Origin of the sequence: Klebsiella huaxiensis (assembly GCF_003261575.2) — a bacterium.
Lineage (GTDB): Bacteria > Pseudomonadota > Gammaproteobacteria > Enterobacterales > Enterobacteriaceae > Klebsiella > Klebsiella huaxiensis.
In genome coordinates this window covers 4,866,131-4,880,560 of the sequence record NZ_CP036175.1, presented here as the reverse complement: position 1 = coordinate 4,880,560, position 14,430 = coordinate 4,866,131, and the positions used below count along the sequence as shown (strand labels likewise).

Here is a 14,430-nt window from a genome sequence, read left to right as displayed (position 1 = left end):
GAACCCACGCAAACTGAGGTTTGCTTCAAGATGGCAGAGGCATTGCCGGGACTGGGCAGTCCCGGCAATCAGGGTTACAGCTTCGCGAAGGCGTTACGCGCTGCGGCGATGGTGTTATCGATATCTTCTTCACTGTGGGCGACAGACATAAAACCCGCTTCAAACGCTGATGGCGCCAGGTAAATGCCTTCCTCCAGCATCAGGTGGAAGAAGCGCTTAAAGCGCTCCACGTCGCACTTCACCACGTCCTGATAGCAGGTCACGGTTGGCGCATCGGTAAAGAAAATGCCGAACATGCCGCCGACGTTATTCACTACCAGCGGAATACCGGTATCGCGAGCGGCGTCCAGCAGACCCTGAGCCAGCTGATTGGTCAGGTCGGTCAGGGTTTCATGCACGCCAGGCTGCGCCACTTCGGTTAAGCAGGCGAAGCCCGCCGCCATGGCGATCGGATTACCGGAGAGCGTCCCCGCCTGGTAAACCGGGCCGGTCGGGGCGAGCGCATCCATTACTTCGCGACGGCCGCCGAACGCGCCAACCGGCATGCCGCCGCCGATGATTTTGCCCAGGCAGGTCAGATCCGGTACCACATCGTAGTAATCCTGCGCGCCGGCCAACGCCACGCGGAAGCCGGTCATCACTTCATCGATAATCAGCAGTGCGCCGAACTCATCGCACAGCGCGCGCAGGCCAGGCAGGAATTCAGGCTGCGGCGGAATGCAGTTCATGTTACCGGCGACCGGCTCAACGATGATGCAGGCGATATCCTGCGGATACTGTTCGAACGCGGCGCGCACAGATGCGAGATCGTTATAGGTGCAGGTCAGGGTGTGTTTGGCGAAATCAGCCGGGACGCCAGGAGAGTTCGGCTGGCCGAGAGTCAGCGCGCCTGAACCGGCTTTAACCAGCAGGCAGTCGGCGTGGCCGTGGTAGCAGCCTTCGAATTTGATGATTTTGTCGCGACCGGTAAAGCCGCGCGCCAGGCGAATGGCGCTCATGGTCGCTTCGGTACCGGAGTTCACCATGCGGACCATATCCATGGTCGGGACCAGTTCAGTGACCAGCGCCGCCATTTTGACTTCCATTTCCGTCGGCGCGCCGAAACTCAGGCCGCGTTCCGCTGCTTCAATCACCGCGTTGCGGATTGCCGGGTGATTGTGGCCGAGTACCATTGGGCCCCAGGAACCAACATAATCGATATACGCTTTACCATCGACGTCGTAGAGGTATGCGCCGTCGGCGCGCTCAATAAACAGCGGTGTGCCACCCACGCCGGTGAAGGCACGTACCGGAGAGTTCACGCCGCCGGGGATAAGTTCACGCGCAGCGTTATACAGGTTTTCAGATTTGCTCATTGCCGGGTTCCTGGTTCGTGAAAAATGTTTTGTCGGCTATTCTAAGTTATTCCAGGAAGGTTATGAAAGTTTTGCCCAATTGAAACAATGTAGTCACGGCGCATTTTTTTTGACGACGGGGCCTGTCCGGTTGGCTAGAATGCCCATCTTTCCATTTGTATTACCAATAATTGATAATGGCATGAAAGCAGAAAATCCCTCTTCTTCAGCACATCAGTTCGTACGTGTTCGCCGCGGTGATGCCGTGCGTCGGTTGATTCAGCGTGATAAAACGCCGCTGGCGGTCTTATTGATGGCGGCCGTTGTCGGGACGCTGGCAGGGCTGGTAGGCGTCGCGTTTGAGAAAAGCGTCAACTGGGTACAAAACCTGCGCATTGGCGCGCTGGTTGCGGTGGCGGACCACTGGTTTTTGGTCTGGCCGCTGGCTTTTATTTGCTCTGCGCTGCTGGCGATGGTGGGCTATTTCCTCGTGCGTCGTTTTGCGCCGGAAGCGGGCGGCTCGGGGATCCCGGAAATAGAAGGCGCATTAGAAGAGCTGCGCCCCGTGCGCTGGTGGCGCGTGCTGCCAGTGAAGTTTATCGGCGGGATGGGGACGCTGGGAGCTGGCATGGTGCTGGGGCGTGAAGGGCCGATGGTGCAGCTTGGGGGCAACCTTGGACGCATGGTGGTGGATGTGTTCCGCCTGCGCAGTCCGGAAGCGCGCCATACGCTACTGGCGACCGGTGCAGCCGCAGGACTTTCCGCCGCGTTTAACGCGCCGCTCGCCGGTATCTTGTTTATTATTGAAGAGATGCGTCCGCAGTTTCGCTACAACCTGATCTCCATTAAAGCCGTGTTTACCGGCGTGATTATGTCGACGATTGTCTTTCGTATTTTTAATGGCGATCATGCGGTTATCGAGGTTGGCAAGCTGAGCAATGCGCCGGTTAACACGCTGTGGTTATATTTGGTGCTGGGGATGATTTTCGGCTGTATCGGCCCGCTATTTAACACTTTGGTGTTGCGTACCCAGGATATGTTCCAGCGTATTCATGGTGGAAATATCAAAAAGTGGGTATTGATTGGCGGATTAATCGGCGGCAGCTGCGGTGTGCTTGGGCTGATTCAGCCAACGGCGGCGGGTGGTGGATTTAACCTGATTCCCATCGCTGCTGCGGGCAACTTTTCCGTTGGCCTGCTACTGTTTATTTTTATCGCCCGGGTGATTACCACGCTACTCTGCTTCTCTTCCGGCGCGCCCGGCGGTATCTTTGCACCGATGCTGGCGCTGGGAACATTGCTGGGAACGGCCTTCGGCATGGCGGCAACGCCGCTGTTTCCGGCGTATCATCTGGATGCAGGGACGTTTGCCATTGCTGGTATGGGCGCACTCCTCGCCGCCTCGGTTCGTGCGCCGTTGACCGGCATCGTGCTGGTGCTGGAGATGACCGATAACTATCAGCTCATTTTGCCAATGATTATTACCTGCCTGGGCGCAACACTATTAGCACAATTCCTTGGCGGCAAGCCTTTATACTCGACAATCCTGCAGCGCACCCTGGCGAAACAGGAAGCCGAGCGGGCGGCAAAGGCACAGCCGGTTGGCGGGGAGAATACTTGAACGATTTACTCGGGTATTGGATAATGGCTCAAAAGGTCGGGTTATTCTTTAACCGGTCAGAAGTATCAATGGGAGCATAAAATGAGTGATGACGTAGCGTTGCCGCTGGAATTTACCGAAGCTGCAGCGATTAAAGTAAAAGACCTGATTGCGGATGAAGATAATCCGAACCTGAAACTGCGTGTATATATCACCGGCGGTGGCTGCAGCGGTTTCCAGTACGGTTTTACTTTTGACGATCAGGTAAACGATGGGGACATGACTATCGAGAAGCAGGGTGTCGGCCTGGTGGTTGACCCAATGAGCCTGCAGTATCTGGTCGGCGGGGCTGTCGATTATACTGAAGGCCTGGAAGGTTCACGCTTTATCGTGACCAATCCGAACGCGAAAAGCACCTGTGGCTGCGGGTCCTCGTTCAGCGTCTAAAGATCGTGCGGCCGGGTGCCCTCACCCCAGCCCTCTTCCACAGGGAGAGGGAGCAAACACTAAAAACGGTAACGTTAAGGTTACCGTTTTGCTTTTATTACCGCCCGTTCTCATCAAGCGCAAATGTTGGCAGCTTCAGGTGCCAGCGAATTGCCGCCAGGCGAATCACCAGCGTGACGACCATCCCTATCATTGCTGCATTTTCTAACGGAACGTGGAAAGTATAATACGCCGTCGCGTGCACAATACCGCCGGCAATGCAGGCCGTTGCGTAGATTTCCGTGCGCAGGATCATCGGTATTTCGCGCGCCAGCACATCGCGGATAATCCCCCCACCAACGCCGGTGACAACGCCCATACAGACGGCGACCAGCGGCCCGCTATGGGCAAGAAACGCTTTATTCACCCCAATACCGACAAATACCGCCAGACCGACGGCGTCCAGTACCGGCAGCACCCATTTGGGTAACCGACGTGGCTGACGCACCAGCAGGATAGTGAGCATGCTGGTCACCATCGCCACCACCAGGTCGGTAGGATCTTTCACCCAAAATACCGGGCCGTTAGCTAGAGCCATATCGCGAATAGTCCCGCCGCCCACCGCGGTGACTACGCCTAATACCAGTACGCCGAAAGGGTCCATGCGCAGCTTTCCAGCCAGCAGGACGCCAGAGATAGCGAACACGGCGGTGCCAATAATATCCAGCCAATAGACAAGCATCGTCAGTTCCCTGGGTTATCAGGTAATTATTTTACCTGCTCGAGTGCAGTACAGAGTTGTTTTGCGGCGAGGATAATACGTGGGCTCGCACGTTCAAACCAGTCGCCATGTAGCGCAATGAGCGAAATTTTTAGCTGATTCTGCCAGTAACGGGCAACGGCGGGAAGTTCGCTGACATTTCCGGTGACAACAATGGCCTGCGGCTGTCTTGCCAGCACCTGCTCACGGCTGACCTGCGGCCAGGGAACCCGGCTGGCGGCAAAGATATTTTCCCCTCCGCATAGCGTCAAAACCTGATCCTGAATCGATCCTTTGCTGCTGGTAAAGAGCGGGTTAGCGCCAAACTGTAAAAAGACGCGCTTTTTTGGCGCGCTGGCATAGCGGGCTTTCAGCGTCTGATAATCATCCTGCATCTTTTGGGCCGCCTGCCGTGCCTTTTCCGGTTGTGGGCTCCATTGCGCCAGCTGGCGAAGCGTGTTGATGATATCTTCGATGGTAGACGTTTCAACCCAGATAACTTTAATACCAAGCGAGCTTAGCTGGTTAACCTGGCGCTCAGCGTTTCCACCGCGCCACGCCAATACCACATCGGGTTTGAGAGCGACGATGCGCTCCAGATTCATCCCTTGCCAACTGGATACCTGCTCTATTTTTGCGGCTTCTGGCGGGTAATCGGAATAGCTGCTGACGCCAACTGGCGTAATACCGGCGGCAAAAGCTAGCTCTGTGTTGGCTGGCGAGAGCGTGACCACCCGCGGCGCGGCGAAAAGCCACGCCGGGGCGAGCAGCAGTAGGGCGGCAAGCGCCTTTTTGAGCGACTTAGCCACGAGCCAGATGCTGCACCAGGTTTTCCACCATCAGGGTGGACTGCTTAGCGGCAACGGCGAGAAACTCGTCAAAGCTCAGATGGGACTGCTGGTCGGCAACATCGGAAATGGCGCGAACGACAACAAACGGCACGCCGTAGCTGTGGCAGACGTGCGCGATGGCTGTTGCTTCCATCTCGACCGCCACGGCCTGCGGGAAGTTCTGACGGATTTTCGCCAGGCCGACGGAACCGTTGATAAAGGCATCGCCGCTGACAATGAGACCGCGTACTGCGTTAAGATCCAGCGCTTTGATGCAGGTTTCCGCAGCGGCAATGAGTTTTTCATCAGCTTTAAAACCGGCAGGGCAGCCCGGAAGCTGGCCATATTCATAACCGAATGCGGTGACGTCAGCATCGTGGTAGCGCGCTTCGTCAGAAACAACGATATCGCCAACCTTCAGGGTAGATGCCAGCCCGCCCGCCGAACCGGTGTTAATAATGACATCCGGCTTGCAGTGCTCCATCAGCAGGGTTGCGCCCATGGCGGCGGCCACTTTACCAATACCCGACTTCAACAGAGCGACGTCGGTACCTTGAAGTTGTCCGGTATAGATTTCGCTACCGCCGATAGTGATGGTCTGGCGGTTGTCGATTTTGTCGCGCAGAAGGGTTACTTCTTCTTCCATAGCGCCAATAATGCCGATTTTCATAGATTTACTCGCGATGTGTGGGTTTTAGCGGCATAGTCTATCATGCGCTTAGAAGGAAACGTTATTGCTCGCACGGGGAAGGCCATGGCAAAGATCGATTTTCGCAACAAGATTAACTGGCGTCGCCGCTATCGTTCACCGCAAGGGGTTGAGACGGAACATGAAATCCTGCGCATTTTCGAAAGCGATCGCGGGCGTATTGTTAACTCGCCGGCGATCCGCCGATTGCAGCAAAAAACTCAGGTCTTCCCGCTGGAGCGTAACGCGGCGGTGCGCACCCGTCTGACCCACTCTCTTGAAGTTCAGCAGGTTGGCCGCTATATCGCTAAAGAAGTGCTAAGCCGTCTGAAAGAACAGAAGTTGCTGGAGAACTATGGGCTGGATGAGCTAACCGGTCCATTTGAAAGTATCGTCGAGATGGCGTGCTTGATGCACGACATCGGCAATCCGCCGTTTGGCCATTTTGGCGAAGCGGCAATCAACGACTGGTTCAGCCAGCGGCTGTTTCCTGGCGATGCCGCCAGCCAGCCCCTAACCGAAGACCGTTGCGTGGTCGAAGCGCTGCGTTTGCAGGAGGGGGATAGCCAATTAAATGCGCTACGCCGCAAGGTTCGCCAGGATTTGTGCTGGTTTGAAGGAAATGCGCAGGGAATTCGTTTAGTGCATACCCTGATGCGGATGAATCTGACCTGGGCGCAGGTGGGCTGTATACTTAAATATACCCGTCCGGCGTGGTGGCGAGGCGAGCCGCCTGCCAGCCACAGTTATTTAATGAAGAAACCTGGTTATTATTTAGCCGAAGAGGGCTATGTTGCGAGGTTGCGTAAAGAACTGGATCTGGCCCCTTACAATCGGTTCCCATTAACGTGGATTATGGAAGCCGCAGATGACATCTCGTATTGCGTTGCCGACCTTGAGGATGCGGTAGAAAAACGTATTTTCAGCGTGGAGCAGCTTTATCAGCATCTTTACGAAGCCTGGGGGAAGCACGAAAAAGGCTCTTTGTTTAACATGGTTGTTGAAAATGCCTGGGATAAATCTCGTGCGAATTCTCTTAGCCGAAGTACTGAAGATCAGTTCTTTATGTATTTACGGGTCAATACGCTGAATAAGCTGGTACCGTATGCGGCGCGTCGCTTTATTGATAATTTGCCAAGGATCTTTACCGGTGATTTTAATCACGCGCTGCTTGAAGACGAAAGTGATTGCAGCCAGTTGCTTGAGCTTTATAAAAATGTTGCGGTAAAACATGTATTTAGCCATCCAGATGTTGAGCAGCTGGAATTGCAAGGTTATCGTGTTATTAGCGGCCTGTTGGATATCTACCAGCCGTTGTTAAAATTATCGCTGGATGAGTTTAGTCTGTTGGTGGAAAAAGAGCGGGTGCGAAGTTTACCGATCGCTTCACGCCTGTTCCAGAAACTTTCGACACGCCATCGTCTGGCTTACGTAGAAGCCGTAAATAAGATCCCGCGCGATAGCGCTGAATTTCCGCTATGGGAATATTATTATCGCTGTCGTCTCATTCAGGACTATATCAGCGGGATGACGGACTTGTATGCATGGGATGAATATCGGCGATTGATGGCCGTTGAATAAGCATGAGTTTTGTAAAGACGAACAATAAATTTTTACTTTTGCCAAAACTTCATTCCGGAACTTCGCGCTATAAAATGACTCTCATAGTCACGTAAACAGCAACTATTCCGTTATCTGAAATCGAGATTGAAACATATGAAAAAAACCACGTTAGCAATGAGTGCTCTGGCTCTTAGTTTAGGTCTGGCGTTGTCCCCTCTCTCTGCGAGCGCGGCGGAAACAGCTTCTTCGGCCACTAATGCACAGCAGATGCCGAGTCTGGCTCCTATGCTGGAAAAGGTGATGCCGTCTGTCGTGAGCATCAACGTTGAGGGGAGCACTACCGTTAATACCCCGCGGATGCCGCGTAACTTCCAGCAGTTCTTTGGTGATAATTCACCGTTCTGCCAGGACGGTTCACCGTTCCAAAGCTCTCCGTTCTGTCAGGGCGGCGGGCAGGGTGGCGCTCCGGGTAGCGACGGCGGCCAGCAGCAGAAATTTATGGCCCTTGGTTCTGGGGTGATCATTGATGCCGCTAAAGGTTATGTCGTCACCAACAACCACGTCGTGGATAACGCGACGACGATCAAAGTTCAGCTGAGCGATGGCCGTAAGTTTGAGGCAAAAGTGGTCGGTAAAGATCCGCGTTCTGATATCGCGCTGATTCAAATTCAGGATCCGAAAAACCTGAGCGCAATCAAGCTGGCGGACTCTGATACCCTGCGCGTCGGTGATTACACCGTGGCGATTGGTAACCCGTTTGGCCTCGGTGAAACCGTGACCTCCGGGATTGTTTCCGCGTTGGGCCGTAGCGGCCTGAACGTTGAAAATTACGAGAACTTTATCCAGACCGATGCGGCGATTAACCGCGGTAACTCCGGCGGCGCGCTGGTTAACCTGAACGGCGAACTGATCGGTATCAACACCGCGATCCTGGCACCGGACGGCGGTAACATCGGTATCGGCTTCGCGATCCCGAGCAACATGGTGAAAAACTTGACCGATCAGATGGTTAAGTTTGGCCAGGTTAAGCGCGGTGAGCTGGGCATCATGGGAACCGAGCTGAACTCCGAACTGGCGAAAGCGATGAAAGTCGATGCTCAGCGCGGGGCTTTCGTCAGCCAGGTTATGCCGGGTTCTGCGGCGGGTAAAGCAGGTATTAAAGCCGGTGACGTGATCACCACGCTGAACGGTAAGCCAATTAGCAGCTTTGCCGCGCTGCGTGCTCAGGTGGGTACCATGCCTATCGGTAGCAAAATCGAGCTTGGTCTGCTGCGTGACGGCAAACCGGTAACGACGACCGTAGAGCTGCAGCAAAGTAATCAGAATCAGGTTGATTCAAGCACTATCTTCAATGGTATTGAAGGTGCGGAAATGAGCAACAAAGGCCAGGATAAAGGCGTCGTAGTGAGCAACGTGAAAGCGGGGACTCCGGCAGCGCAGATTGGCCTGAAGAAAGGCGATATCATCGTTGGCGCTAACCAGCAGCCGGTGAAAAATATTGCCGACCTGCGCAAAATCTTTGATGCCAAACCGTCGGTTCTGGCACTGAATATTCAGCGTGGCGATACCTCTATCTACCTGCTGATGCAGTAATCCACATCTGCTTGCAAAGCCCCTTTTCTCCTTGCGGAGGGAAGGGGCTTTTTTCACTCTGAAGGCCATTCCGTTTTTCGTTCTGTGACACCTCCCACAACTCCATACTTCTTATCTTGGCTTTGTGCTAATGCACAATGCGGCCTATTGCCAACTCTTTTATGCTGATAGCCTGCTCACGGGAGGGTTACATGGCTGGCTGGCACCTTGATACCAAAATGGCGCAGGATATCGTGGCGCGCACGATGCGCATCATTGATACCAATATCAACGTAATGGATGCTCGCGGGCGCATTATCGGCAGCGGAGATCGCGAGCGAATTGGTGAATTGCACGAAGGTGCGCTGCTGGTCCTTTCACAAGGGCGCGTTGTCGATATTGATGATGCCGTGGCGCGACATCTGCACGGCGTGCGCCAGGGCATCAACCTGCCGCTGCGTCTGGAAGGGGAAATCGTTGGCGTAATCGGCCTGACCGGTGAACCGGAATCGCTGCGCAAATACGGTGAGCTGGTCTGTATGACCGCGGAGATGATGCTGGAGCAGTCGCGGCTGATGCATCTCCTGGCCCAGGATAGCCGTCTGCGTGAAGAACTGGTGATGAACCTGATTCAGGCGGAGGAGAACACCCCAGCGCTGACCGAATGGGCGCAGCGGTTGGGAATCGATCTGAACCAGCCGCGTGTTGTCGCAATGATTGAAGTAGATAGCGGCCAACTGGGCGTAGACAGCGCGATGGCGGAGCTACAGCAGCTACAAACCGCGCTGACGACGCCGGACCGTAATAATCTGGTGGCCATTGTTTCACTGACTGAAATGGTGGTGCTGAAGCCTGCGTTGAATGCTTTTGGCCGTTGGGATGCAGAAGATCACTGTAAACGGGTCGAGCAGTTGATCAGCAGGATGAAAGAGAATGGTCAGCTGCGTTTTCGTGTGGCGCTGGGTAACTTCTTTACTGGACCTGGTAGCATCGCACGTTCTTACCGTACCGCCCGAACCACAATGATGGTCGGTAAACAGCGAATGCCGGAGAGTCGGAGCTATTTTTATCAGGACCTGATGCTGCCGGTGCTGCTGGATAGCCTGCGCGGCGGCTGGCAGGCCAACGAGCTGGCGCGTCCGCTGGTTCGATTGAAAGCGATGGATAATAACGGTCTGTTAAGGCGTACCCTACAGGCGTGGTTCCGTCACAATGTGCAACCGCTAGCGACCTCAAAGGCGCTATTTATTCACCGTAATACGCTGGAATATCGTCTGAATCGTATTTCTGAACTGACTGGGCTGGACCTGGGGAGTTTTGACGACCGTTTGTTGCTGTATATTGCTTTACAGCTGGACGAACAACGTTAAGAAACTCCCGTCACGGGCGGGATCGATTGATGTTCCAGGCGTTGTAAATGAGTAAATGAAGGAGAAGAGACTGAAGGGTGGGAAACAGGGCCAGTATTTGGCCCATAGCAGACTTATTTATTGCGCGTCAGTTTTTCCAGATCGGATTCAATTTCGCTGATCTTATTGGTAACAACGCTTTCCAGATGACGCAGATCGTCGAGGATTTTACGCTTAAGATCGATTTCAGTGCGATCGCGCTGGCAGATCTGATCCAGCTCATCAATGATATAGCGGAGGTTTGGACTGATCTCCTGGACTTCTTTATATCCCTGACCAATGCCGTCTGCGACAACGGTTTTACGCTGACGTGGGTACTTAAACTTGACGCTTTTGGCGAAGAACTCGCCTTTGTCCTTCTGAAAATAGATTTTCAGAATGTCGTTGTTGGCTTCCTGCCGCAGGCTATAGCGATCGATTTCATCAGGATTGGTAATACCAAGACTTTTCAGATTATCGTACATAACGGTACCTTTGATATCATCGTAATCTTTGAATAATTAACGAAAAAATCTATCTTCGCCAGCTTAATATATAAAAAAAGCGGGATGCCTCCCGCTTTTTATACTGCTTAGTCGATGGTACGCAGAAGTTCGTTGATTCCGACCTTGCCGCGCGTTTTGGCGTCGACCTTCTTCACGATAACGGCGCAATACAGGCTGTACTTGCCATCTTTCGACGGCAGGTTGCCGGATACCACTACGGAGCCAGCCGGTACGCGGCCATAGAACACTTCGCCGGTTTCGCGATCGTAGATTTTTGTGCTCTGGCCCAGGTACACGCCCATGGAGATCACGGAACCTTCTTCGACGATCACGCCTTCGACGACTTCAGAACGCGCGCCGATAAAACAGTTATCTTCGATGATGGTCGGGTTCGCCTGCAGCGGCTCCAGTACGCCACCGATGCCGACGCCGCCGGACAGGTGAACGTTTTTACCGATCTGCGCGCAGGAGCCGACGGTTGCCCAGGTATCAACCATGGAGCCTTCATCAACGTATGCGCCGATGTTCACGTAAGACGGCATCAGAACCGTGTTGCGAGCGATAAACGCCCCCTGACGGACGGCTGCCGGTGGAACCACGCGGAAACCTTCTTTCTGAAAACGCGCTTCATCATAATCAGCGAATTTCATCGGAACTTTATCGAAGTAGCGGCTTTCCGCACCATCGATAACCTGGTTATCGTTAATACGGAAAGAGAGCAGAACCGCTTTCTTCAGCCACTGATGGGTTACCCACTGGCCGTCGATTTTTTCAGCGACGCGCAGGGCGCCGGAATCAAGCAGAGAAATCACCTGATTAACCGCTTCGCGGGTTACGGTATCCACATTTGCCGGCGTGATGTCGGCGCGACGCTCAAAGGCGGACTCAATAATATTCTGTAATTGCTGCATCGTTTCTCTTTCCATTTATACACTTCATCCTTCAGGCTGCCTCTATGTTGGCTGCGCTTGTTCGCCCCAGTCACTGACTATCGTAAGCTCCTGAGGCTCTCTCCCTGGCCGCCTTGATGCAGCTCGAATGACTTTGTGTATGTACATTTAAATTCGCTACCCTTTATCGTTTGGATTGAGGGCCTCTGTCAACCGTTGTTGCACTTCTTGTTGCAGCTCATTATTAAGGGCACGCCGGTCTGCCGTGGCGATTATAAATAAATCTTCTACTCGCTCACCAATTGTCGTAATTCGCGCTCCGTGGAGCGAAATTCCGAGGTCGGCAAACACCTGGCCGACGCGCGCTAACAGACCCGGCTGATCGAGGGCGATCAGCTCAAGGAACGATTTTCGATCGGTATGCGTTGGCAGGAAGTTAACCTCCGTCGGGACGGAAAAATGCCGCAATTTTGCCGCCTGACGACGCGGGGCTGGTGGCTGCCAGCTACGTTGGGTAATCGTCTGTTCCAGGCCCAGGCGAATAATCTCGTGCCTGTCGGCGGAAAGCGGGCTGCCGTCCGGTTCAAGAACAATGAAGGTATCCATTGCCATACCGTCGCGTGTAGTAAAGATCTGCGCATCGTGGACGCTCAGGTTACGGCGGTCCAGTTCACCGCAAACGGCAGCGAACAGGTACGGTCTGTCCGGGCTCCAGATAAAAATTTCGGTGCCACCGCGCGTTGCCTGAGAGCTCAGTAAAATCATCGGTTTACTGAGATCGTGCTGGAGTAAGTTACGCGCATGCCAGGCGAGTTGATTCGGCGTATGACGTACGAAATAGTTGGCGCGGCAGCGGTTCCAGATCAAGTGCAGAGCTTGTTCATTAATATTTTCCATCCTCAGTAGGGCCAGCGCCTGAAGCTGGTGGTGGCGTACCCGCTCACGCATGTCTGGAGTATTTTGCATTCCCCGGCGCAGCTGTTTTTCGGTGGCGAAATAGAGTTCGCGCAGCAGGCTTTGCTTCCAGCTGTTCCACAGGTTTTCGTTAGTGGCGCAGATATCGGCGACGGTCAGACAGACCAGATAGTGCAGACGGTTCTCCGTTTGCACCTCTTCGGCGAACTGCTTGATCACTTCCGGGTCCTGAATATCGCGACGCTGAGCGGTAACCGACATCAGTAAATGATGACGTACCAGCCAGGCGACAAGCTGCGTTTCACGTGAATTGAGACCATGAAGTTCGGCAAATTTGAGTACGTCCTGGGCGCCGAGGATCGAATGGTCGCCGCCACGTCCTTTGGCGATGTCGTGGAACAGGGCGGCAATAAGGATCAGTTCTGGATGCGTCAGACGTGGCCACAGCTCAACGCATAGCGGGTGGCGGCTGCGGGTCTCTTCTTTGGCGAAACTCTCGAGCTTCAGCATGACGCGAATGGTGTGTTCATCAACGGTATAGGCGTGAAACAGGTCGAATTGCATCTGACCGACAATATGTGACCATTGCGGCATGTACGCCCACAGCACGCTATGGCGGTGCATTGGCAGCAGACCGCGGCTTACCGCGCCCTGATGGCGCAGCATGCTGAGGAACAAGGTTCGCGCTTCCGGGATATAGCAAAGCGGCTGCGTCAGATGGCGACGGGCGTGGCGCAGATGGCGAAGCGTGGTGGAGTAGATTCCGGTGATGCTGCTGTTACGCACCATCATATAGAACATGCGCAGAATGGCCTGCGGCTCGCGGATAAACAGCGTGTCATCGCGTAGATCGATAAGCGTACCGCGCAGTTGAAAATCGTCATCAATGGGCCGCGGTTTCTCATCCTCGGTAAGGGCGAGAATGGCTTCTTCGAACAGCTGGATTAGCATATGGTTCAGTTCGCTCACTCGGCGCGTGACGCGAAAGAAATCCTTCATCATATGCTCAATGGGCTGGTTACTTTCGCCTTCATAGCGCAGGCGACGGGCAACGCTGAACTGTCTGTCGAAAAGCAGGCGGTTATCGTAGCGGTTTAGCTCAAGATGCAGGGCAAAGCGAATCCGCCATAGCTGATGCAGGCACTCGTTAAGCTCGTTACGCTCGGCCTCGGTGAGGAAGCCGAAGCCGACCATTTCATCAAGAGAAGTGGCGCCAAAATGACGGCGTGCGATCCACTGGAGAGTGTGAATATCGCGCAGGCCGCCAGGACTACTTTTGACATCCGGCTCCAGGTTATAGCTGGTGCCGTGATAGCGTTGATGGCGTATGTTCTGCTCTTCGACTTTTGCGGCAAAGAACTTTTCTGATGGCCAGAAGCCGTCGCTAAATATGTGTTTTTGTAATTCAAGGAATAGCGCGACATCGCCGATGAGCAGGCGCGATTCGATCAGGTTGGTGGCGACGCTGAGATCTGACAACCCCTCCAGCAGGCACTCTTCGAGGGTGCGCACGCTGTGGCCGACTTCCAGTTTGATATCCCACAGTAGCGTCAGCAGTTCACCGACTTTTTGCGCCTGTTCATCGGGCAGCTTTTTGCGGCTCAGAATCAGTAGGTCAATGTCGGAGAGCGGGTGGAGCTCGCCGCGACCATAGCCGCCTACTGCGACCAGGGCGGTATCGTTGACCGAGCCGAAGCCGTATTCGACCCATAGTCGCTGGAGCAACTGGTCGATAAATTCGGTACGTGCTTCTATTAATCGTTCGGCGGCGATGCCGTTATCAAAAGCCTCGCCCAGCCAACGCTGGAATGTATCGATATGCGCCTTAATGGCGGCACAGTTGAAATCGTTTTGCGACCAGTCGTCTGGATTATCCGGCTGACCGGACAGAGCAGGGGAGACAGTGTCAGGTAAAGAGTTGCTCATCGCGCCACCATAAGAAAAAACTATCGCCCGTC

The 14,430-nt window shown here is 54.2% G+C and carries 12 protein-coding genes; 5 read left to right on the top strand and 7 right to left on the bottom strand.

The window, feature by feature from the left end:
- Positions 1-74: 74 nt before the first annotated feature.
- Positions 75-1,355, bottom strand: coding sequence for a glutamate-1-semialdehyde 2,1-aminomutase (hemL, locus tag DA718_RS23360; protein ID WP_112215819.1), 1,281 nt, complete (start codon positions 1,353-1,355; stop codon positions 75-77).
- 181 nt (positions 1,356-1,536) lie between these two features.
- On the opposite strand from hemL, the gene clcA reads away from it, so the two are divergent.
- Both clcA and erpA read left to right on the top strand, forming a co-directional pair.
- On the top strand, positions 1,537-2,955 hold the full coding sequence (clcA, locus tag DA718_RS23355) for a H(+)/Cl(-) exchange transporter ClcA (protein WP_112215820.1): 1,419 nt from the start codon (positions 1,537-1,539) through the stop codon (positions 2,953-2,955).
- A gap of 81 nt (positions 2,956-3,036) precedes the next feature.
- Complete coding sequence (gene erpA, locus DA718_RS23350; RefSeq protein WP_110272482.1) at positions 3,037-3,381, top strand: iron-sulfur cluster insertion protein ErpA; 345 nt, start codon at positions 3,037-3,039, stop codon at positions 3,379-3,381.
- A 97-nt stretch (positions 3,382-3,478) separates the two neighbouring features.
- On the opposite strand, the gene DA718_RS23345 is transcribed toward erpA, so the two are convergent.
- Genes DA718_RS23345 through mtnN form a run of 3 tightly spaced genes read right to left on the bottom strand, consistent with a single transcriptional unit; the run spans position 3,479 to position 5,620 of the window.
- Positions 3,479-4,102, bottom strand: coding sequence for a TRIC cation channel family protein (locus DA718_RS23345; RefSeq protein WP_112215821.1), 624 nt, complete (start codon positions 4,100-4,102; stop codon positions 3,479-3,481).
- Between the two features lie 26 nt (positions 4,103-4,128).
- The gene (gene btuF / locus DA718_RS23340) at positions 4,129-4,929 is read right to left on the bottom strand and encodes a vitamin B12 ABC transporter substrate-binding protein BtuF (protein ID WP_112215822.1); all 801 of its coding nucleotides are present in this window, start codon (positions 4,927-4,929) and stop codon (positions 4,129-4,131) included.
- Positions 4,922-5,620 carry a 5'-methylthioadenosine/S-adenosylhomocysteine nucleosidase gene (mtnN, locus tag DA718_RS23335; protein WP_112215823.1) on the bottom strand — a complete coding sequence of 233 codons (699 nt, stop codon included), beginning with the start codon at positions 5,618-5,620 and terminating at the stop codon, positions 4,922-4,924. The genes btuF and mtnN overlap by 8 nt, the downstream gene beginning before the upstream one ends.
- An 84-nt stretch (positions 5,621-5,704) precedes the next feature.
- Between mtnN and dgt the strand changes: the two genes are divergently transcribed.
- The 3 genes from dgt (at position 5,705) to cdaR (ending at position 10,143) form a co-directional block, all read left to right on the top strand.
- Positions 5,705-7,219: a dGTPase gene (gene dgt, locus DA718_RS23330; RefSeq protein ID WP_112215824.1), complete on the top strand. Its 1,515-nt coding sequence runs from the start codon at positions 5,705-5,707 to the stop codon at positions 7,217-7,219.
- 135 nt (positions 7,220-7,354) lie between these two features.
- Positions 7,355-8,794, top strand: a complete 1,440-nt coding sequence (gene degP, locus DA718_RS23325; protein WP_112215825.1) for a serine endoprotease DegP — start codon at positions 7,355-7,357, stop codon at positions 8,792-8,794.
- 191 nt (positions 8,795-8,985) lie between these two features.
- Complete coding sequence (gene cdaR, locus DA718_RS23320; RefSeq protein WP_110272476.1) at positions 8,986-10,143, top strand: DNA-binding transcriptional regulator CdaR; 1,158 nt, start codon at positions 8,986-8,988, stop codon at positions 10,141-10,143.
- Positions 10,144-10,256: 113 nt separating this feature from the next.
- Here the strand turns inward: cdaR and DA718_RS23315 are convergent, their stop codons facing one another.
- The 3 genes from DA718_RS23315 to glnD form a co-directional block, all read right to left on the bottom strand.
- Positions 10,257-10,646, bottom strand: a complete 390-nt coding sequence (locus DA718_RS23315) for a DUF3461 family protein (RefSeq protein ID WP_110272475.1) — start codon at positions 10,644-10,646, stop codon at positions 10,257-10,259.
- Between the two features lie 107 nt (positions 10,647-10,753).
- The gene (gene dapD, locus DA718_RS23310; protein ID WP_110272474.1) at positions 10,754-11,578 is read right to left on the bottom strand and encodes a 2,3,4,5-tetrahydropyridine-2,6-dicarboxylate N-succinyltransferase; all 825 of its coding nucleotides are present in this window, start codon (positions 11,576-11,578) and stop codon (positions 10,754-10,756) included.
- A 156-nt stretch (positions 11,579-11,734) separates the two neighbouring features.
- Positions 11,735-14,398 (bottom strand): bifunctional uridylyltransferase/uridylyl-removing protein GlnD, encoded by a 2,664-nt coding sequence (gene glnD, locus DA718_RS23305; RefSeq protein WP_112215826.1) that lies wholly within the window; start codon positions 14,396-14,398, stop codon positions 11,735-11,737.
- Positions 14,399-14,430: the final 32 nt, after the last annotated feature.